The organism is Streptomyces sp. NPDC037410, from assembly GCF_055602235.1.
Genome location: NZ_JBVJWR010000015.1, coordinates 18,440 through 39,294 on the forward strand (window position 1 = coordinate 18,440; position 20,855 = coordinate 39,294).

Here is a 20,855-nt window from a genome sequence, read left to right on the forward strand (position 1 = left end):
ATGAGCCTAGAACGGCTCCGCGCTGGTGGGGAGATCGTTGCGGTATTTCCCTGTGATGCCGGGGGAAATGCTGGATGGAATGCGTCGGCTGCGGATGCCCGGTTTCCGGACATCCGCAGCCGGTGGGCGTTTTACAGGTACTGACCGGTATTGGCCACCGTGTCGATGGAGCGTCCGGTGTCCGCGCCCTGCTTTCCGGTGACGAGCGTGCGGATGAAGACGATCCGCTCGCCCTTCTTTCCGGAGATCCGGGCCCAGTCGTCGGGGTTGGTGGTGTTGGGCAGGTCCTCGTTCTCCTTGAACTCGTCCACGCAGGCCTGGAGGAGGTGGGAGACCCGGATGCCCTTCTGGTTGTGGTCGAGGAAGGCCTTGATGGCCATCTTCTTGGCCCGGTCGACGATGTTCTGGATCATCGCGCCGGAGTTGAAGTCCTTGAAGTACAGGACTTCCTTGTCGCCGTTGGCGTACGTGACTTCGAGGAAGCGGTTCTCCTCGGATTCCGCGTACATCTGCTCGACGACCGACTGGATCATGCCGTGGGCGGCGGCGGCCTTCGACCCGCTGTGCTCGGAGATGTCGTCCGCGTGGAGCGGGAGGGTCTCCGTGAGGTACTTCGCGAAGATGTCCTTCGCGGCCTCCGCGTCCGGACGCTCGATCTTGATCTTGACGTCGAGCCGGCCGGGCCGCAGGATCGCGGGGTCGATCATGTCCTCGCGGTTGGAGGCGCCGATGACGATGACGTTCTCCAGGCCTTCCACGCCGTCGATCTCGGCGAGCAGCTGCGGGACGATGGTGTTCTCCACGTCCGAGCTGACACCGGAGCCGCGGGTGCGGAAGAGGGATTCCATCTCGTCGAAGAAGACGATGACGGGGGTGCCCTCGCTCGCCTTCTCCCGGGCACGCTGGAAGACGAGGCGGATGTGCCGCTCGGTCTCTCCGACGTACTTGTTGAGGAGCTCGGGGCCCTTGATGTTGAGGAAGTAGGACTTCCCCGCGGGCTGGCCGGTCACCTCGGCGACCTTCTTGGCCAGTGAGTTGGCCACGGCCTTCGCGATCAGCGTCTTGCCGCAGCCGGGCGGGCCGTAGAGCAGGATGCCCTTGGGCGGCCGCAGTTCGTGCTCCTTGAAGAGGTCCGGGTAGAGGTACGGGAGCTCGACCGCGTCGCGGATCAGTTCGATCTGGTTGCCCAGACCGCCGATCTTGTCGTAGTCGACGTCCGGGACCTCTTCCAGAACGAGCTCTTCGACCTCGCTCTTGGGGACGACCTCGTAGACGTAGCCGGACCTGGAGTCGAGCAGCAGGGCGTCGCCGGCGCGGATGGTGACGTCCAGCAGAGGCTCGGCGAGCCTCACCACCCGCTCCTCGTCGGTGTGCCCCACCACCAGGGCGCGCTCGCCGTCCTCGAGGATCTCCTTGAGGGTGACGATGTCCCCGGCGCGCTCGAACTCCATGGCCTCGACCACGTTGAGCGCTTCGTTGAGCATGACTTCCTGGCCGCGCCTGAGCTCTTCGAGCTCGATGCTCGGGCTGACGTTCACCCGGAGCTTGCGGCCCCCGGTGAAGATGTCGCATGTGCCGTCCTCGTTGGCCTGCAGGAAGACACCGAAGCCGGCCGGCGGCTGGGCGAGCCGGTCGACCTCCTCCTTGAGGGCCACGATCTGGTCGCGGGCCTCACGGAGCGTGTTCGCGAGTCGTTCGTTCTGCGCGGACACGCCGGCCAGGTTGGTCTGCAGCTCGACGATCCGCTCTTCGAGAATCCTCGTGTGGCGCGGAGAGTCGGCGAGCTTGCGGCGCAGGACGGCGATTTCCTGCTCGAGATAGGCAACCTGACCGGCGGGGTCTTCAGACCCCCGCCCCGGCCGGATGCCGCGGTTGATGTCGTCGTCGTGGGCTGCCACGGTCCTCACCTCCTCCAAGGGGAGCTGGACGCTTCCTGACCCTACCTGCGTGGGTGGTGATTGAAACCCCTAGATCAAAAAGACTCCGGGGTATGTCCGATCTTCACCCTTGCGCTTCCCCTCTCGCCAGGGGAATACCCACCCTTCACCGCTTGAAAGCGGGCGGTTGTATCGTCGTCATGGGTCAACACCCGTCAGGGGTGGCCCGACTTATCGCGCGAAGCAGAAACGGCAGGAGATATGACCGTGCAGCACGAGGCCCCGGCGGCGGGCGCCGAGGAGGCGCTGGAAGTCTGGATCGACCAGGACCTGTGCACCGGGGACGGGATCTGCGTGCAGTACGCTCCCGAGGTCTTCGAGCTCGACATCGACGGGCTCGCTTATGTGAAGAGCGCGGACGACGAGCTCCTCCAGGACGCGGGGGCCACCACGCGGGTGCCGCTGCCGCTGCTCCAGGACGTGGTGGACTCCGCGAAGGAGTGCCCGGGGGACTGCATCCATGTGCGCCGGGTCTCGGACCGGGTCGAGGTGTACGGCCCCGACGCCGAGTAGCGGACCGGGCGCCTGTCTCAGGCGCCGAGCGCGTCGGTCCCGTCGCCGCGGACGAAGGCGCCGCCCTGCCAGCGCCAGCTGGCCTGCTCCTTCTCGTCGGGGCAGCAGCTGGGGACGTCGGGGGACGAGTAGCCGAGCAGGGTGGCGCGTACGGCTCCGTCGCGTACGGAGAGGGCGGTGACGTTCCGGTGCTGCTCGGGTGCGACGAGGGTGGCGACCACGCGCGCGGGGGTGCCGCCGCCCTTGCCGCGGGTGAGGACGTAGACGGCGCTCGGCGGGGTGCCGGAGCCGGCTTCGCAGTGCACGACCGCGACGGTCTCGGGGTTCCCGTCGCCGTCGAGGTCTCCGGAGGCCCGCTTCGCGACCGTGTGGCGGGCTCCGCCGCATTCCAGGGGGTAGTCGGCTGCGGCGGCGTCAGGGGCGGGTGCCGGGCGCGGGGCGGCGCCCGCGGAGGCGGGGCCGGGCTGGAGCAGTCCGGCGAGGGCGACGACCGCGGCGGTCGCGGTGGCGGTGGCCAGCCAGTGGGCCGTCCGGGCGTGGGTGTGGGCGAGGTCCGCGAGGTCCGGGGCGGCGGAGTGCTGCACGCGAGACGTCTCCTGTGGGGTGGTGCGGCGGGGTTCCCGGCATCGTGCCACACGTCACAGGGGGACGGAACAGCTGGGGTGGGCCTGGGTCGACCGGTCTTGGAGGCCGGCGGACAGAAGGCCACGAACCGACGGCGGCGGCCGGCGGCGGCCTGCGCACGGCGGATCCGGCGGCGGACCGGCACCGTCCGGCAGGGGGCGGACATCACGGCGGACCGACGGCGGCCGAACACACGGCAGACACCGCGGCGGACCGATGCCGGCCGAACACACCGGGACCCGGCGGCCGACCGACAGCGGCCGAACACACGGCAGACACCGCGGCGGACCGACAGCGGCCGGCACACGGCGGGCATCGCGGCCGACCGACAGCGGCCGAACACACGGCAGACACCACGGCGGACCGACGGCAGCCGGCACGCGGCCGGCATCGTGGCAGGCCGACAGCGGCGCTCACTGCCGGCGTCGGGGCGAACATGAGGACGCCGCCGTCGAGTTCTTCCGCGTGGGCGGGGAACTCGGCGGCGGCGTGGTCGGGATGTCGGGACGTCAGCCCTTGTTGGGGCCCTCGTAGTCCTCGCCGTAGGCGCCCTTGGCGGGGCGGCGGCGGCGCATCGGGGGCTCGACCCCGTCCGCGAGGCGACGGGCGGTGACGAGGAAGCCGGTGTGGCCGATCATGCGGTGATCGGGGCGGACGGCGAGGCCCTCGACGTGCCAGTTGCGGATCATGGACTCCCAGGGCTGCGGCTCGGCGTAGCAGCCGAACTCGCGGATGGACTCCACGGTGCGGGCCAGCTGGGTGGTGGTCGCCACGTAGCAGCAGAGGATACCGCCGGGGACGAGGGCCTTGGAGACGGCCTCCAGGCACTCCCAGGGGGCGAGCATGTCCAGGATGACGCGGTCGACGTCGGTGTCGGACAGGTTGTCCTGGAGGTCGCCGACGGTCAGCTGCCACGCGGGGTGGGGGCCGCCGAAGTAGCGCTCGACGTTGCCCTTCGCGATCTCGGCGAAGTCCTCGCGGCGCTCGTAGGAGTGCAGCATGCCGCTGTCTCCGATGGCGCGCAGGAGGAAGCTGCTCAGCGATCCCGAGCCCACTCCCGCTTCCACGACGCGGGCGCCGGGGAAGATGTCGGCGAAGGCCAGGATCTGCCCCGCGTCCTTGGGGTAGACCACGGCTGCGCCGCGGGGCATGGACAGGACGTAGTCGGGGAGCAGGGGGCGCAGCGCGAGGTAGGCGACGTTTCCGGTGGTACGGACAACGCTGCCCTCGGGGGCGCCGATCAGTTCGTCGTGCGGGAAAGAACCCTTGTGGGTGTGGAAGTTCTTTCCCTCTTCGAGCGTGAACGTGTAGTGACGGCCCTTGGGGTCGGTCAGCTGAACCTGGTCCCCGACCTTGAAGGGCCCGCGTCGGCGGGCGGCACCGGTCGGTTCGGACATGTGACCAGAGTACCGGGGTTACGTGGACGGTCGTGCCATGGCCTGGACGAAGGCCCGTTCGACGTCGGTGGTGGCGAGGACCCCGTAGATCTCGCCGGTGTCCTCGACGACGAGGTACTCGGTGGCGGGGCTGGCGCGGAGGTGGTCGAGGAGGGGCTGGCCGGTGAGTTCGGCGGGGACGCGCATGCCGTCGGTGAGGTCCTGGGCGAGGGTGCTGACGGCGACCCAGGGGCGGCGGTGCTGGGGTACGGCGGCGATGGCGGCCTCGCGGACGATGCCGGTGGGTTCGCCGGCGCCGTCGACGACGACGAGGGCGCGGGCGCCGGCCTCGTTGGCGCGGCGGAGGGCTTCGGAGAGGGGTGTGGCGGGTTCGACGGGGATGGCGCGGCGGGTGAGGGCGCGGGCGCGGAGCTCGGGGAGGTGCTCGCGGAGGCGGGCCATGCGGAGGCTGTTGCCGGCGCCGGTCCAGATGATGGCGGCGAGGATCGCGGCGAGGAGGGCGTCGGTGACGGTCTCGAAGCCGCTGATGTCGTCGGTGGAGTTGCCGAGGAGGCCGGTGCGGGTGAGCAGGGGCAGGCCGACGAGGACGAGGACGGCGAGGGCGCGGCCGACCCAGGCGGCGGCGACGGTGCCGCTCATGGGCTTGCCGGTGATCTTCCAGACGACGGCGCGGAGCATGCGGCCGCCGTCGAGGGGGAGGCCGGGGAGCAGGTTGAAGACGGCGACGATCAGGTTGGAGATCATCAGGCCGCCGAGGAGGACGCCGGGGACGGTGCCGGGCTCGACGGCGTACAGGGAGAGGTAGAACACGCCGGCGAGGACGAGGGAGAGGAGGGGGCCGACGAAGGCGAGGACGAATTCGCGGCCGGGGGTCTCGGTCTCCTTCTCGATCTCGGAGACGCCGCCGAAGAACTGGAGCTGGATGCGGCGGACCGGGAGTTTGAAGCGGAGCGCGGCGATGGTGTGGGCCAGCTCGTGGACGAGTACGGAGGCGTAGAAGGCGACGGCGAAGAAGAGGGAGACCAGGTAGCGGGCGGCGCCGAGCTCGGGCAGGACGCGGTCGATCTGGTCGCCGAAGACCCAGGTGATGAGGGCGGCGACGACGAACCAGCTGGGGGCGACGTAGACGGGCACGCCGAAGGGCCGTCCCATGAGGATCCCGCCGCCGGGCTCCTCGGTCCGCTGCGGCTTGGGCTCGTCCTGGTTCACGGGTTCCTTTCGTCGCGTGGGGTGACCCGCGTCGGATGTGTCACGGTTCGATCATGCAGTGCGACGGGGTCCCAGGTCGATGGTATTCCGCTCGTTGTCGGTGGCGGGTCGTAGGGTCTTCGTCATGAGTACGAGCGAGCAGGTGCCGGCGGAGCCCCGGGCGCCCATGTCGTTGTCGCCGTCGCGGGCGAGCGATTTCATGCAGTGTCCGCTGCTGTACCGGTTCCGGGTGATCGACCGGCTGCCGGAGAAGCCGAGTGCGGCGGCGACGCGGGGCACGCTGGTGCACGCGGTGCTGGAGCGGCTCTTCGACGATCCGGCGGCGGAGCGGACGGCGCCGCGGGCGAGGTCGATGGTGCCGGGGCAGTGGGACCGGCTCCTGGAGGCGAAGCCGGAGCTGGCCGGCCTGTTCGCGGAGGATGCGGGCGGGGAGCGTCTTGCGGGCTGGCTGGGCGAGGCGGAGCAGCTGGTCGAGCGGTGGTTCTCGCTGGAGGATCCGACGCGTCTGGAGCCGGCCGAGCGTGAGCTGTTCGTGGAGACGGAGCTGGAGTCGGGGCTGCGGCTGCGCGGGGTGATCGACCGGGTGGACGTGGCGCCCTCGGGCGAGGTGCGGATCGTCGACTACAAGACGGGGAAGGCGCCGCGGCCGGAGTACCGGGACGGTGCGCTGTTCCAGATGACCTTCTACGCGCTGGTGGTGTGGCGGCTGAAGCGGGTGATCCCGCGGCGGCTGCAGCTGGTGTATCTGGGCAGCGGTGAGGTGCTGACGTACGACCCGGTGGAGGCGGATCTGCTGCGGGTGGAGCGGAAGCTGCTGGCGCTGTGGGACGCGATCCGGCTGGCGACGGAGTCGGGTGACTGGCGGCCGCGGCCGACGAAGCTGTGTGGCTGGTGTGACCATCAGGCGGTCTGTCCGGAGTTCGGGGGGACTCCCCCGGTCTATCCGTTGAAGATCGTTTCCGCGCGCCCGCCGGAGTCGGGTGAATCCGGGCAGGGCAGAATGGACCCGGCCCAGCCGTCTTCCTGAGCCCAGCCCTCGTGGAGGGGCTGGGTTCAGCCCCCGTGAAGGAGCCCTTGTGACGATCCGCGTCCTGTTGGTCGACGATCAGCCGCTGCTGCGGACCGGCTTCCGGATGATTCTGGAGGCGGAGCAGGACATCGCGGTGGTGGGTGAGGCCGGGGACGGTCTGCAGGCGCAGGAGCAGGTGCGCGCGCTGCAGCCGGACGTGGTGCTGATGGACATCCGGATGCCGCGGATGGACGGGGTGGAGGCGACGCGGCAGATCACGGGCCCGGGGCGGGACGGTCCGGCGAAGGTGCTGGTCCTGACGACCTTCGATCTGGACGAGTACGTGGTGGAGGCGCTGCGGGCGGGGGCGAGCGGCTTCCTGTTGAAGGACGCTCCGGCGAACGAGCTGGTGCAGGCGATCCGTGTGGTGGCGGCGGGCGAGGCGATGCTGGCGCCGTCGATCACGCGCCGGCTGCTCGACAAGTACTCGGCGCATCTGCCGACGGGTGAGGAGCAGGTGCCGGACACGCTGAACACCTTGACCGACCGTGAGGTGGAGGTGCTCAAGCTGGTGGCGCGGGGCTTGTCGAACGCCGAGATCGCGGCGGACCTGTTCGTCAGCGAGACGACGGTGAAGACGCACGTGGGCCATGTGCTGACGAAGCTGGGCCTGCGGGACCGGGTGCAGGCGGCGGTGTACGCGTACGAGAGCGGTCTGGTGCGGCCGGGGGCCGGCGGTCAGTAGCCGGTGGCCGCACGAGCGGCGAGGGCCCGGTGCGCGTACCGGGCCCTCGTGCGTGGGGACGGGGGTGTCAGCCCTTGCGGATCTCCCAGAAGCGGAAGACGGTCGAGGCGTCGAGGGTCCATTCGAGGCCGGTGACGTCCTCGCGGGCGACGGCGTACTGCTTGCCCTGCCACAGCGGCAGCAGCGGGAGCTCTTCGGCGACGAGGTCCTGGAGGCGTCCGTACGTGTCGGCGGTGCCGGCGCGGTCGGCGACGGCGGCGGTCTCGGGGAGGAGGGTGCCGGTGATGGTGCTGTTGTCGTAGTGGTTGCCGAGGACGTTGCCCTCGCCGAAGAAGGGGCTGGTGAAGTTGTCGGCGTCGGGGTAGTCGGGGACCCAGCCCTTGACGTAGACGCCGTACTTGCCGGCGGCGATGTCCTTCTCGTACTGGTCGAAGGCGACGGACTTCACGTCGGCGTCGAAGAGGCCGCTCGCGTTGAGCTGTTGGGCGATGGCCTTGAGCTCCTGGTCGGTGGCCGGGCCGTAGCGGCTGGGCGTGGACCAGAGGGTGAGCTTCACCTTCTCGGTGATGCCGGCGGAGCGGAGGGCCTTCTTCGCCTTGGCCTTGTCGGGGGTGCCGTAGGTGTCGTAGAAGGCGGTGTTGTGTCCGGCGATGCCGGCCGGGACGATCGAGTAGAGCGGGGTGGCCGTCGACTTGTAGACGTTCTCGACGAGGGCCTCGCGGTCGACGAGGTGGGCGATGGCCTTGCGGACGCCGAGCTTGCCGACGACCGGGTCGTTCATGTTGAAGACCAGGTGCTGGACCTCGGCGCTGCTGCCGGTGACGACCTCGATGCCCTTGTCGGCCGTGGTGGCGGAGTTCTCGAGGGCGGAGATGTCGTCGGCGGAGAGGCCTCGGTAGGCGACGTCGATGTCGCCGTCGGTGAAGGCCTTGGCGAGGGCGGCGCGGTCGCCGCGGTAGAGCTTGAGGGTGACGGCGTCGTTCTTGGGCTTGGCGTTGCCCTTGTAGCCGGGGTTGGCCGAGAAGCCGGCCTCGGACTCGCTGAGGGAGTCCAGCTTGTACGGGCCGGAGCCGGTGGCCTTGCCGTCGGTGCGCAGGGCGTCGGCGGGGTAGTCGTGGTGGTCGACGATGGAGCCGGCGCCGGAGGCGATCTTGCTGGGGAAGGTGGCGTCCGGGACCTTGAGGCGGAAGACGACGGTCTTCTCGTCGGGGGTCTCGATGCTCTGGATGGTGGAGAGCAGCGGCGCCGGGCCCGAGGGGTCGGCGATCTTGAGGGCTCGCTCGAAGGAGTACTTGACGTCCTCCGAGGTGAGCTTGTTGCCGTTGGAGAAGGTGAGGCCGTCGCGCAGGGTGCAGGTGTAGACCTTGCTGCCCGCGGAGAACTCGCACTTGTCGGCGGCCTCGGGCTCGGGCTCGGAGCCGCCCTTGGGGAAGGCGAGGAGGGACTGGAAGACGTTGTTGAACAGCAGCCAGGAGCCGGGGTCGTAGCCGGCCGCCGGGTCGGTGGCGAGGATCTCGTCGGACATGCCGACGCGTATTCCGCCTCCGGAGCCTCCGGAGCCGCCGCCCTGCTCGGTGCCGCAGCCGCCGAGGAGGGCGGCGGACAGGCCCGCGGCGAGCGGGGCCGTCAGCCACTTGTTTCGTGCCTTCACAGAACTTGCCTCTTGATCTCTTGTCAGGCCGGCCGCGCAGGGGCGCGCGGCCGGGACAACGAAGGGGTCAGGCGGTGCCGCGGCCCAGTTCCCACAGCAGCAGGTCGGAGGAGGTGTTGAGGGCGTACTCGACTCCGTTGAGGTCGTCGCGGGCGGCGACGTACTGCTTGCCCTGCCACAGGGGCAGGACGGGGACGTCCTTGGCGACGATCTTCTGGATCTGCGCGTAGACGGGGCTTGCGGCGTTGCGGTCGGCCTGGCGGCGCGAGCGCGGGATGAGCTTCTCGCGAACGGTCTTGTTCACGTAGGGGGTGTTGAGGAAGTTGTCGCTGTCGAGGAACGGCGCGATGTAGTTGTCGGGGTCCGGGTAGTCCGGGAACCAGCCGAGGCCGTAGACGGCGTAGTCGCCGCGCTTCTGGGCCGTGCGGAAGGTGGACCACTCGGCGCCCTGGATCTTGACGTCGAAGAGGTCGCTGGCGACGAGCTGCTTCTTGAGCGCCTCGAACTCCTGGGCGGTCTCGGTGCCGTAGTGGTCGGTGGTGTAGTTGAGGGTCACCTTGACCGGGGTCTTGACGCCCGCGTCCTTGAGGAGCTTGGCGGCGCGGGCCGGGTCGGGCTCGCCGTACTCGTCGAAGAAGGGGGTGGCGTGGCCGGTGATGCTGGAGGGGATCAGCGAGTACAGCGGCTCGGCGGTGGGACCGTAGACGAGGCTGACGAGGGCGCCCCGGTCGACGACGGAGGCCATGGCCTGGCGCACGGCCTTCTGCTCGACGGAGGGGGCGTCGGTGTTGAAGCCGAGGTAGCGGATCTCCAGGCCGGGGACCTCGGTGACGCGGATCTTGTCCTTGGGCGTCTCGGTGAGGTCCTTGATCTGCTTCTGCGACAGGGAGCGGGCCATCATGTCGATGTCGTCGCTCTCCAGGGCCGCGCCCATGGCGCCGGAGTCGGCGTAGGGGCGCAGTTCGACCTTGTCGTTGCGCAGGGTGACGTCGCCCTTGTAGGCGGGGTTCTTGGTGAAGACGAAGCGGGTGGCCTTGTCGCCCTCGCGCTCGACCTTCATGGTGTACGGGCCCGAGCCGTCGACGTCGAAGCCGTCGCGGAGCTTGTCGGCGGCGTACTTGTCCTTGCTGAGGATGCCGGCGACGGGGGTGGAGAGCTTGTACGGGAAGGTGGCGTCGGGGGTCTTGAGGTGGAAGACGATGCCGTCGGTGCCCTGGGTCTCGACGGTGTCGATGTTCGCGAGGAGGGCGGCGGTGCCGTTGTCCGACTTGATCTTCAGGACGCGTTCGATGGAGAACTTGACGTCGTCGGCCGTGAGGGGGGTGCCGTCGGCGAAGGTGAGGCCGTCGCGCAGGGTGCAGCGGTAGCTCTCGCTGGCCTTGTCGGAGAAGCCGCAGGTCTTGGCGGCCTCGGGGACGGGCTCGCCGCCGCCGCGGGGCACGTGCAGCAGGGTCTGGAGGGTCTGGCGGAGGATGTTCCAGGCGCCGGTGTCGTAGGCGTAGGCCGGGTCGAGCGGGGCGGGGGCGTCCTCGGTGACGATGAACTGGTCCGTGGTGCCGACGGTGATCGCCCGGTTCTCCTCGGCTCCGCCACAGCCGGCGAGCAGAGGGACGAGCAGTCCGGCCACGGCCGGCAGCACCAGGGTCTTGCGGTTCATCAGGGACGATCTCCTCATCCGGCACTGGGGTACAGCGGTCAGTGGAAACTCCGCCGCCTGCCGCCCGGTCGGGGCGGGAGCGATCGGGCCGGGTGTTGCGATCGGTCCTGTGTTCACGGCGACTTGGGTGTGCGCCGGTGCACGCGGTTATGCGGCGAAGTACTCGCGAAAGATTAGTGGGCGGAGCCGGTATGCCTTGACCGGGGAGGTGCGGGGGGCGTAATCGCAGAGTGATCATGAATGCGCGGAGCTCGATAACCATGCGCCGGACGTTGCGGACGACGCTTACCCAATCGGGACACAGGGGGCATCGAAACATCCGCTTTTGAGACAGGAGACGAGAACGGGCCACCCACCGTCCGGCACTCTGGGTGACCAAGGTCACTCGGGTGCTTTTCGGTGAATGGCCCGCGCTCTTCGGTCGGACTTCGACCGGATCGCTTTTCTCAGACGAAGCTCAAATTCCTGTGATCAAGGTGCGCAGGAACGGTACGTCGACCTCTTCCAGGGAGCGCACGACGACCCGGCCCGGGGAGGGCGCGATCGGAGCGACGGAGGGCACGGCGACGACCCGGCAGCCGGCCGCCTCGGCGGCCGCCACACCGGTCGCGGTGTCCTCGATGACGGCGCAGAGCGCGGGGTCGGCGCCGACGCCCCGGGCGGCCGTCAGGTACGGCTCGGGGTGCGGCTTGGTGCGCTCGACCTCGTCGCCGGCGACCGTGAGGGTGAAGCGGTCATGGCCGAGCGAGGCGAGGATCCGGTCGATGATCCGCCGGTGCGAGGCGGAGACCAGGGCGGTGGGGATGGAGTGCCGGGCCAGCTCGGCGAGCAGCCGCTCGGCGCCCGGCATGAGGGGCACGCCCCGGTCGATGCGCCGCTCGAACTTCTCGTTGAGCAGGACGGTGAGCTCTTCGAGGGTGATGTCGGCGCCGGTGGACTCGATGAGGTAGCCCGCGCTGCGGGTCATCGGGCCGCCGACGACGATGTCGCGCCAGGCCTCGTCAAGACGGTGTCCGAGGTCCGCGAAGACCTCGACCTCGGCGTCCCACCAGAACCCCTCCGTGTCGACGAGGGTCCCGTCCATGTCGAGGAAGACCGCCTGCAGGGCGGAGCTGCCGTTCGTACGGAACAGGGACGCGGGGACCGTACTGGTCATCCGGCACACCTCCATGGAGGGACGAGAAGGCCGGCCCCCTCCCCGGTACGGGGAGGATGACCGGCCTGCACTGGACCGACAAGTGTACGTCGCGATCAACGGGAAAGCGCGGATTTACCCTGCGCCGTCACCGCGCGGTCACCGTGCGTTGAAGTACTTCGCCTCCGGGTGGTGGATGACGATGGCGTCGGTGGACTGCTCGGGGTGGAGCTGGAACTCCTCGGAGAGGTGGACGCCGATCCGCTCCGGCCGGAGCAGCTCGGCGATCTTCGCCCGGTCCTCCAGGTCGGGGCAGGCGCCGTAGCCCAGCGAGAAGCGCGCGCCGCGGTACTTGAGGTCGAACATGTCCTCGACGTTCTCGGGGTCCTCCCCGCCGAAGCCGAGCTCCGCGCGGACGCGGGCGTGCCAGTACTCGGCGAGGGCCTCGGCGAGCTGGACGGAGAGGCCGTGCAGCTCCAGGTAGTCGCGGTAGGAGTCGGACTCGAAGAGCTTGGCCGTGGCCTCGCCGATCTTCGAGCCGACGGTGACGACCTGGAGGCCGACGACGTCGGTCTCGCCGGACTCCTCGGGACGGAAGAAGTCCGCGAGGCAGAGGCGGCGGCCGCGGCGCTGGCGCGGGAAGGTGAACCGGGTCCGCTCGTTGCCCGCCTCGTCCAGGATGATCAGGTCGTCGCCCTTGGAGACGCACGGGAAGTAGCCGTGGACGACGGCCGCCTCCAGGAGGTTCTCGGTGTGGAGGCGCTCCAGCCAGCCGCGCAGCCGGGGCCGGCCCTCGGTCTCGACGAGTTCCTCGTACGCCGGTCCGTCGCCGGCCCGGTTCTGCTTGAGGCCCCACTGGCCCTTGAAGAGCGCGCCCTCGTCTAGCCAGGAGGCGTACTCCTTGAGCGGGATGCCCTTGACGACGCGGGTGCCCCAGAAGGGCGGGGTGGGCACCGGGTTGTCGGTGGCCACGTCGGAACGGCCGCCGGGCTCCGGCTCCTCGACCTGGAGGGCCGCGGTGGCGCTCTTGGCGACGCGGCGCTGCTTCAGCTCGGGGAGTACGGCTCCGGGGACGCCGCGCTTGACGCCGATGAGCGCGTCCATGAGGCGCAGGCCCTCGAAGGCGTCGCGGGCGTAGCGGACCTCGCCCTGGTAGATCTCGTGGAGGTCCTGCTCGACGTACGCGCGGGTGAGGGCGGCTCCGCCGAGGATCACGGGGTACTTGGCGGCCAGCTCGCGCTGGTTCAGCTCCTCAAGGTTCTCCTTCATGATCACGGTGGACTTCACGAGGAGGCCGGACATGCCGATGACGTCGGCGTTGTGCTCCTCGGCGGCTTCCAGGATCGCGGAGACCGGCTGCTTGATGCCGATGTTGACGACGTTGTAGCCGTTGTTGGAGAGGATGATGTCGACGAGGTTCTTGCCGATGTCGTGGACGTCGCCGCGGACGGTGGCGAGGACGATCGTGCCCTTGCCCTCGGCGTCCGACTTCTCCATGTGCGGTTCGAGGTGGGCGACGGCCGTCTTCATGACCTCGGCGGACTGGAGCACGAACGGCAGCTGCATCTGGCCCGAGCCGAACAGCTCGCCGACCGTCTTCATGCCGTCGAGGAGGGTGTCGTTGACGATGTCCAGGGCGGGCCGCTCGACGAGGGCCTCGTCGAGGTCGGCCTCCAGGCCGTTCTTCTCGCCGTCGACGATCCGCCGCTTGAGGCGCTCGTCCAGGGGCAGGGCGAGGAGCTCCTCGGTCTTGCCGGCCTTGAGCGACTTGGTGGTGGCGCCCTCGAACAGGGCCATCAGCTTCTGCAGCGGGTCGTAGCCCTCGGCGCGCCGGTCGTAGATCAGGTCGAGGGCGGTGGTGACCTGCTCCTCGTCGAAACGGGCGATGGGGAGGATCTTCGAGGCGTGGACGATCGCCGAGTCCAGGCCCGCCTTCACGCACTCGTCGAGGAAGACGGAGTTGAGCAGGATGCGGGCGGCCGGGTTGAGGCCGAAGGAGATGTTGGAGAGGCCCAGCGTGGTCTGGACGTCCGGGTGGCGGCGCTTCAGCTCGCGGATCGCCTCGATCGTGGCGATGCCGTCCTTGCGCGACTCCTCCTGGCCGGTGCAGATGGTGAAGGTCAGGGTGTCGATGAGGATGTCGGACTCGTGGATGCCCCAGTTGCCGGTGAGGTCCTCGATGAGGCGCTCGGCGACGGCGACCTTGTGCTCGGGGGTACGGGCCTGGCCCTCCTCGTCGATGGTGAGGGCGATGAGGGCGGCGCCGTGCTCCTGGGCCAGTCGGGTGACCTTGGCGAAGCGGGACTCGGATCCGTCGCCGTCCTCGTAGTTGACCGAGTTGATGACGGCGCGGCCGCCGAGCTTCTCCAGGCCGGCGCGCAGGACGTCCACCTCGGTGGAGTCGAGGACGATCGGCAGGGTGGAGGCGGTCGCGAAGCGGCCGGCGAGCTCCCGCATGTCGGCGACGCCGTCCCGGCCCACGTAGTCGACACAGAGGTCGAGCAGGTGCGCGCCTTCGCGGATCTGGTCGCGGGCCATCTCGACGCAGTCGTCCCAGCGGCCTTCGAGCATGGCCTCGCGGAACTTCTTCGAGCCGTTGGCGTTGGTCCGCTCGCCGATCGCCAGGTACGAGGTGTCCTGCCGGAAGGGCACGGTCTGGTAGAGGGAGGCGGCGCCCGGCTCGGGGCGGGGGGAGCGCTCGGGCGGGGTGATGCCCTGGACGCGCTCGACGACCTGGCGCAGGTGCTCGGGCGTGGAGCCGCAGCAGCCGCCGACCAGGGACAGGCCGTAGTCGCGGACGAAGTTCTCCTGCGCGTCGGCCATCTCGGTGGCCGTGAGCGGGAAGTAGGCGCCGTCCTTGGTGAGCACGGGCAGGCCGGCGTTCGGCATGCACATCAGGGGCGTACGGGAGTGGCGGGCGAGGTAGCGCAGGTGCTCGCTCATCTCGGCGGGGCCGGTCGAGCAGTTCAGGCCGATCAGGTCGATGCCGAGCGGCTCCAGGGCGGTCAGGGCCGCGCCGATCTCGGAGCCGAGCAGCATGACGCCCGTGGTCTCGAAGGCGAGCGAGCAGATCAGGGGCACGTCCACGCCCAGGGCGTCCATCGCACGGCGCGCGCCGATGAGGCTCGACTTGGTCTGCAGCAGGTCCTGGGTCGTCTCGACGATCAGGGCGTCGGCGCCGCCGGCCAGCAGGCCCTCGGCGTTCTGCTGGTAGCCGTCGCGCAGCACGTCGTACGCGATGTGGCCGAGGGAGGGCAGCTTGGTGCCGGGGCCGATCGAGCCGAGCACCCAGCGCTGGCGGCCGTCCTTCGCGCCGAACTCGTCGGCGACCTCGCGGGCGATCCGGGCGCCCGCCTCGGAGAGCTCGAAGATGCGGTCCGCGATCTCGTACTCGCCGGCGGCCGAGTGGTTGGAGCCGAACGTGTTCGTCTCGACGCAGTCGACGCCGACCTCGAAGTACGCCTCGTGGACCGAACGGACGATGTCGGGCCGGGTGACGTTCAGGATCTCGTTGCATCCTTCGAGGTCCTGGAAGTCCTCGAGGGTGGGGTCCTGGGCCTGGAGCATGGTGCCCATGGCTCCGTCGGCGACGACGACTCGGCTGGCGAGTGCCTCGCGGAGGGCGGCGGCGCGGTTCCGGCTGTCAGCGGAAGGGGTCGGCAACGAGGCCATGGATGAGCTCCCTGGGATGCGACGGCTGTCGGCTTTGCACTCTCGGGGGAGGGTGCACGGGGTCAGCGTAACCGCGCTCGGCCCGGGGTGGACACGGCGTCCCACGGGGCGGACGGCATCCTGTGTGCGGGGACTCCCGGTTCTGCCCCTCCTTGGCCGACACTGTGTGGTGTGACGCGAGGTCGGCATCGACCGATAGTGTTCAGCATTGTCGAACAGTGTGAGAAGGGTGAGGGGCCGGGCGATGGCGAAGAACATCCAGTCGCTTGAACGGGCGGCGGCCATGCTGCGACTGCTCGCGGGTGGCGAGCGCCGGCTCGGTCTGTCCGACATCGCGTCCTCGCTGGGGCTCGCCAAGGGAACGGCCCACGGCATCCTGCGCACCCTCCAGGCGGAGGGCTTCGTGGAGCAGGACGCTGCCTCGCGCTATCAGCTGGGCGCGGAGCTGCTGCGGCTCGGCAACAGCTATCTGGACGTGCACGAGCTGCGGGCGCGCGCCCTGGTCTGGACGGACGACCTGGCCCGGTCCAGCGGCGAGAGCGTGCACCTGGGGGTGCTGCACCAGCGGGGCGTGCTGATCGTGCACCACGTCTTCCGGCCGGACGACAGCCGTCAGGTGCTGGAGGTGGGGGCCATGCAGCCGCTGCACTCCACGGCTCTGGGCAAGGTCCTGTCGGCGTACGACCCGGTGGCGCACAGCGAGGTGCTCGAGGTCGAGCGGGAGGCGTTCACGCCCCGGACGACCACGGACCTTGGCACCTTCGAGTCGCTGCTCGACATGACGCGGGCCCGGGGCTGGGCGGCGGACGTGGAGGAGACCTGGGAGGGCGTGGCCTCGGTGGCGGCGCCGATCCACGACCGGCGGCGGATGCCGGTGGGCGCGGTGGCGGTCACGGGCGCCGTGGAGCGGGTCTGCCCGGGCGGGGAGCTGCGCCCGGAGCTGGTGGCGGCGGTGCGGGACTGCGCCCGCGCGGTCTCCCGGGACCTGGGGGCAGGCCGCTTCTGACCGTCCGTACGGGTGCGGTCACACCGCCCGCCGTACCGCATCGAACCCGCCGGTAACGATCGCGTTATCGGCGGGTTTTTCACTTCCCAGACCCTTGACGCGCTGTTAACCCGGGGGCAAAACTTCCGTTCATCGGTCGGCATTGTCGAACACCTAACGGCAATACACGCTAGGGTATGACAGTGCCAAGGGCCGGCAACGCCCTCACACGAGGGCGCGGACCACCGGAGGGACCCGGGGTTCGCCTTCCCCTGGACGAAGGACAAAGGAGTCGCGGGTGTCCAGCTCCGACATCTTCCTCGGCGAGACCATCGGTACCGCCGTACTCATTCTGCTCGGCGGCGGTGTGTGCGCCGCCGTCACGCTCAAGAACTCCAAGGCCCGCAACGCGGGCTGGCTCGCGATCGCCTTCGGGTGGGGCTTCGCCGTCATGACGGCCGTCTACATGACCGCTTCCCTCTCGGGCGCCCATCTGAACCCCGCCGTCACGATCGCCATCGCGATCAAGGACGGGGACTGGAGCAACGTCCCGGTCTACATCGCCGGCCAGCTGCTCGGCGCGATGATCGGCGCGGCGCTGGTCTGGGTGGCCTACTACGGCCAGTTCCAGGCGCACCTCACGGACCCGGAGACCGTCGGCGAGAAGCCGATCGAGGGACCCGGCCCGGTGCTCGGCGTCTTCTCCACGGGTCCCGAGATCCGTAACACCTGGCAGAACCTGGCCACCGAGATCATCGGCACCGTCGTTCTGGTCCTGGCCGTGCTCACCCAGGGCCTCAACGACAGCGGCAAGGGCCTCGGCGTCCTCGGCGCCCTGATCACCGCGTTCGTCGTGGTCTCCATCGGCCTCTCGCTCGGCGGCCCGACCGGTTACGCCATCAACCCGGCCCGTGACCTCGGCCCGCGCATCGTGCACGCCCTGCTCCCGCTGCCGAACAAGGGCGGCTCCGACTGGAGCTACGCCTGGATCCCGGTCGCCGGTCCGCTGATCGGTGGCGCCCTCGGCGCGGGTATCTACAACATCGCGTTCGCCTGAGCCGTCCTTCTTCCAGACTTCCCTTGGAGCACACCGTGACCGACGCTCACACCTCCGGCCCCTTCATCGCGGCCATCGACCAGGGCACCACCTCCTCGCGCTGCATCGTCTTCGACAAGGACGGCCGGATCGTCTCGGTCGACCAGAAGGAGCACGAGCAGATCTTCCCGAAGCCGGGCTGGGTCGAGCACGACGCCGCCGAGATCTGGGCCAACGTCCAGGAGGTCGTCGCCGGCGCCCTGGAGAAGGGCGGCATCACCGCCGCCGACGTCAAGGCCATCGGCATCACCAACCAGCGCGAGACCACGCTGCTCTGGGACAAGAACACCGGTGAGCCCGTCCACAACGCCCTCGTCTGGCAGGACACCCGCACCGACGCCCTCTGCAAGGAGCTCGGCCGCAACGTCGGCCAGGACCGCTTCCGCCGCGAGACCGGCCTGCCCCTCGCGAGCTATTTCTCCGGTCCGAAGGTCCGCTGGCTGCTCGACAACGTCGAGGGCCTGCGCGAGCGCGCCGAGCGCGGCGACATCCTCTTCGGCACCATGGACTCCTGGGTCATCTGGAACCTCACGGGCGGCGTCGACGGCGGCCACCACGTCACCGACGTCACCAACGCCTCCCGCACCATGCTGATGAACCTGCACACCATGGCCTGGGACGAGAAGATCCTTCAGTCCATGGAGATCCCGGCGGCCGTGCTGCCGGAGATCCGCTCCTCCGCCGAGGTGTACGGCACGGTCAAGGGCGGCATCCTCGACGGCGTCCCGGTCGCCTCCGCGCTCGGCGACCAGCAGGCCGCCCTGTTCGGCCAGACGTGTTTCGCCGAGGGCGAGGCCAAGTCCACGTACGGCACCGGCACCTTCATGCTGATGAACACCGGCGACAAGATCATCAACTCCTACAGCGGCCTGCTGACCACGGTCGGCTACCAGATCGGCGAGGCGAAGCCGGTCTACGCCCTGGAGGGCTCGATCGCCGTCACCGGTTCGCTGGTGCAGTGGATGCGCGACCAGATGGGCCTGATCAAGTCGGCCGCCGAGATCGAGACCCTCGCGTCCTCGGTCGAGGACAACGGCGGCGCCTACTTCGTGCCGGCCTTCTCCGGTCTGTTCGCCCCGTACTGGCGCTCCGACGCCCGGGGTGTCATCGCCGGCCTCACCCGGTACGTCACCAAGGCGCACATCGCCCGCGCCGTCCTCGAGGCCACCGCCTGGCAGACCCGCGAGATCACCGACGCCATGACGAAGGACTCCGGCGTCGAGCTGACCGCGCTCAAGGTCGACGGCGGCATGACCTCCAACAACCTGCTGATGCAGACCCTCTCGGACTTCCTGGACGCGCCCGTCGTGCGTCCGATGGTCGCCGAGACCACCTGCCTCGGCGCCGCCTACGCCGCCGGTCTGGCCGTCGGCTTCTGGCCGGACACCGACGCGCTGCGCGCCAACTGGCGCCGGGCGGCGGAATGGACCCCTCGCATGGACGCCGACAAGCGTGACCGCGAGTACAAGAGCTGGCTCAAGGCCGTCGAGCGGACCATGGGCTGGATCGAGGACGAGGAGTAGATCGACATGACCACCCTGCAGAGCGTCCCCGCCCTCGGGACGCACCCGGCTGCCGGTTCCCTGCCGAGCCGCGCCGAGACCCGGGAACAGCTTTCCAAGGCGACGTACGACCTCCTGGTGATCGGCGGCGGCATCCTGGGCATCTCCACCGCCTGGCACGCCGCGCAGTCAGGCCTGCGGGTGGCCCTGGTGGACGCCGGCGACTTCGCCGGCGCCACCTCCTCCGCCTCCTCCAAGCTGCTCCACGGCGGCCTGCGCTACCTGCAGACCGGCGCGGTGAAGCTGGTGGCGGAGAACCACTTCGAGCGGCGTGCGGTCTCCCGCCAGGTGGCACCGCACCTCGCCAACCCGCTCACCTTCTACCTGCCCGTCTACAAGGGCGGCCCGCACGGCGCGGCCAAGCTCGGCGCCGGTGTCTTCGCCTACAGCGCCCTCTCGGCCTTCGGCGACGGCGTCGGGCACCTGCTCTCCCCCGCCAAGGCCGCCCAGGACGTGCCGGAGCTGCGCACCGACAACCTGAAGGCCGTCGCCGTCTACGGCGACGACCAGATGAACGACGCCCGGATGGCCCTCATGACCGTCCGCGCCGCCGTCGACGCCGGTGCCACCGTCCTCAACCACGCCGAGGTCACCGGGCTCCGCTTCACCCGCGGCCGGGTCACCGGAGCGGAGCTGAAGGACCGCACCACCGGCGACGAGTTCGGCGTCGACGCCCGTCTCGTGCTGAATGCGACCGGCCCGTGGGTCGACCACCTGCGCAAGATGGAGGATCCGAACGCGGCCCCCTCCATCCGCCTCTCCAAGGGCGCGCACCTGGTCCTCAAGCGGACCTCCCCGTGGAAGGCCGCACTGGCCACCCCGATCGACAAGTACCGCATCACCTTCGCCCTCCCCTGGGAGGACATGCTGCTCCTCGGCACCACCGACGAGGAGTACGAGGGCGACCCCGGCCAGGTCGAGGTCACCGAGAAGGACACCGCCCAGATCCTGGACGAGGCCGCCTTCTCCATCCGCGACCAGCAGCTCTCCCGCGACCTGATCACGTACTCCTTCGCCGGTCTGCGGGTGCTCCCGGGCGGTCCCGGCGACACTTCCAAGGCCAAGCGCGAGACGGTCGTCACCGAGGGCCGCGGCGGCATGCTGTCGGTGGCCGGCGGCAAGTGGACGACCTTCCGCCACATCGGCCGCACGGTCATGAAGAAGCTGGAGCAGCTGCCCGGCCGCCCGCTCGGCGAGGACTACGAGCCGGTGTCGGCGCTGCCGAAGCGGCTGCCGCTGCCCGGCATAGCCAACCCGAACGCGGTCGCCCACCGGCTGCTCGTCGACGGCCCGGCGCCCGGCCCCCGGATGGCCGCCGACACCGCCAAGCACCTGGCCACGCACTACGGCTCGCTCTCCTTCGACATCGCCCGGATGGCGAACGAGAACCCGGACCTTGCCCGCCGGATCCACCCGGACGCCCCGGAGATCTGGGCGCAGGTCGCCTACGCCCGCGACCACGAGTGGGCCGAGACGGCGGACGACGTGCTGCGCCGCCGCACGACGCTGACCATCCGCGGCCTCGCGACGGACGAGATCCGCGCCGACGTCGAGTCGATGCTGCGGAAGTAACTCCCGTGCTCTCAGGGGCGGTTCCTCTTCGAGGGGCCGCCCCTGAGGCGTGCCATGCGCCCGCCACACCCCCGCAACACCCGGCGCGCAG

Annotated in this window: 15 protein-coding genes; 7 read left to right on the forward strand and 8 right to left on the reverse strand. The window is 69.9% G+C overall.

What is annotated here, in order from left to right; translation table 11 throughout:
- Positions 1-131: 131 nt before the first annotated feature.
- Positions 132-1,898 (reverse strand): proteasome ATPase, encoded by a 1,767-nt coding sequence (gene arc, locus ACZ7HT_RS24130; RefSeq protein WP_471169392.1) that lies wholly within the window; start codon positions 1,896-1,898, stop codon positions 132-134.
- Between the two features lie 240 nt (positions 1,899-2,138).
- Here arc and ACZ7HT_RS24135 point away from each other — a divergent pair, with 240 nt between their 5' ends.
- A complete protein-coding gene (locus ACZ7HT_RS24135) occupies positions 2,139-2,450 on the forward strand; it encodes a ferredoxin (protein ID WP_471169394.1) in 312 nt (103 codons plus the stop codon).
- Positions 2,451-2,467: 17 nt separating this feature from the next.
- Here the strand turns inward: ACZ7HT_RS24135 and ACZ7HT_RS24140 are convergent, their stop codons facing one another.
- The 3 genes from ACZ7HT_RS24140 to ACZ7HT_RS24150 all read right to left on the reverse strand — a co-directional run bounded on the left by ACZ7HT_RS24140 (position 2,468) and on the right by ACZ7HT_RS24150 (position 5,623).
- A complete protein-coding gene (locus ACZ7HT_RS24140; protein ID WP_471169397.1) occupies positions 2,468-3,034 on the reverse strand; it encodes a hypothetical protein in 567 nt (188 codons plus the stop codon).
- A 549-nt stretch (positions 3,035-3,583) separates the two neighbouring features.
- Positions 3,584-4,471: a tRNA (adenine-N1)-methyltransferase gene (locus ACZ7HT_RS24145; RefSeq protein WP_015032448.1), complete on the reverse strand. Its 888-nt coding sequence runs from the start codon at positions 4,469-4,471 to the stop codon at positions 3,584-3,586.
- 18 nt (positions 4,472-4,489) lie between these two features.
- Positions 4,490-5,623, reverse strand: a complete 1,134-nt coding sequence (locus ACZ7HT_RS24150) for a site-2 protease family protein (protein ID WP_471169838.1) — start codon at positions 5,621-5,623, stop codon at positions 4,490-4,492.
- Positions 5,624-5,804: 181 nt separating this feature from the next.
- Between ACZ7HT_RS24150 and ACZ7HT_RS24155 the strand changes: the two genes are divergently transcribed.
- Together ACZ7HT_RS24155 and ACZ7HT_RS24160 are read left to right on the forward strand one after the other, a co-directional pair.
- Positions 5,805-6,707 carry a RecB family exonuclease gene (locus tag ACZ7HT_RS24155; RefSeq protein ID WP_471169401.1) on the forward strand — a complete coding sequence of 301 codons (903 nt, stop codon included), beginning with the start codon at positions 5,805-5,807 and terminating at the stop codon, positions 6,705-6,707.
- 49 nt (positions 6,708-6,756) lie between these two features.
- Positions 6,757-7,434 (forward strand): response regulator, encoded by a 678-nt coding sequence (locus tag ACZ7HT_RS24160; protein ID WP_030691890.1) that lies wholly within the window; start codon positions 6,757-6,759, stop codon positions 7,432-7,434.
- Between the two features lie 67 nt (positions 7,435-7,501).
- Here ACZ7HT_RS24160 and ACZ7HT_RS24165 read toward each other — a convergent pair whose 3' ends face one another.
- The 4 genes from ACZ7HT_RS24165 to metH all read right to left on the reverse strand — a co-directional run bounded on the left by ACZ7HT_RS24165 (position 7,502) and on the right by metH (position 15,549).
- Positions 7,502-9,085, reverse strand: a complete 1,584-nt coding sequence (locus ACZ7HT_RS24165) for an ABC transporter substrate-binding protein (RefSeq protein WP_471169406.1) — start codon at positions 9,083-9,085, stop codon at positions 7,502-7,504.
- Positions 9,086-9,152: 67 nt separating this feature from the next.
- Positions 9,153-10,742, reverse strand: a complete 1,590-nt coding sequence (locus ACZ7HT_RS24170; protein WP_471169408.1) for an ABC transporter substrate-binding protein — start codon at positions 10,740-10,742, stop codon at positions 9,153-9,155.
- A gap of 457 nt (positions 10,743-11,199) precedes the next feature.
- A complete protein-coding gene (locus tag ACZ7HT_RS24175; protein ID WP_471169411.1) occupies positions 11,200-11,898 on the reverse strand; it encodes an HAD family hydrolase in 699 nt (232 codons plus the stop codon).
- 138 nt (positions 11,899-12,036) lie between these two features.
- On the reverse strand, positions 12,037-15,549 hold the full coding sequence (gene metH / locus ACZ7HT_RS24180) for a methionine synthase (RefSeq protein WP_471169414.1): 3,513 nt from the start codon (positions 15,547-15,549) through the stop codon (positions 12,037-12,039).
- A 244-nt stretch (positions 15,550-15,793) separates the two neighbouring features.
- Here metH and ACZ7HT_RS24185 point away from each other — a divergent pair, with 244 nt between their 5' ends.
- From ACZ7HT_RS24185 to ACZ7HT_RS24200, 4 genes are all read left to right on the forward strand, one after another.
- Entirely contained in the window at positions 15,794-16,555 is a 762-nt protein-coding gene (locus tag ACZ7HT_RS24185; RefSeq protein WP_471169416.1) for an IclR family transcriptional regulator, read from the forward strand.
- A gap of 277 nt (positions 16,556-16,832) precedes the next feature.
- On the forward strand, positions 16,833-17,591 hold the full coding sequence (locus ACZ7HT_RS24190; protein ID WP_471169419.1) for an MIP/aquaporin family protein: 759 nt from the start codon (positions 16,833-16,835) through the stop codon (positions 17,589-17,591).
- 35 nt (positions 17,592-17,626) lie between these two features.
- Positions 17,627-19,153 carry a glycerol kinase GlpK gene (glpK, locus tag ACZ7HT_RS24195; RefSeq protein ID WP_471169422.1) on the forward strand — a complete coding sequence of 509 codons (1,527 nt, stop codon included), beginning with the start codon at positions 17,627-17,629 and terminating at the stop codon, positions 19,151-19,153.
- A gap of 6 nt (positions 19,154-19,159) precedes the next feature.
- On the forward strand, positions 19,160-20,764 hold the full coding sequence (locus ACZ7HT_RS24200) for a glycerol-3-phosphate dehydrogenase/oxidase (RefSeq protein WP_471169425.1): 1,605 nt from the start codon (positions 19,160-19,162) through the stop codon (positions 20,762-20,764).
- The last annotated feature ends 91 nt before the right edge of the window (positions 20,765-20,855 follow it).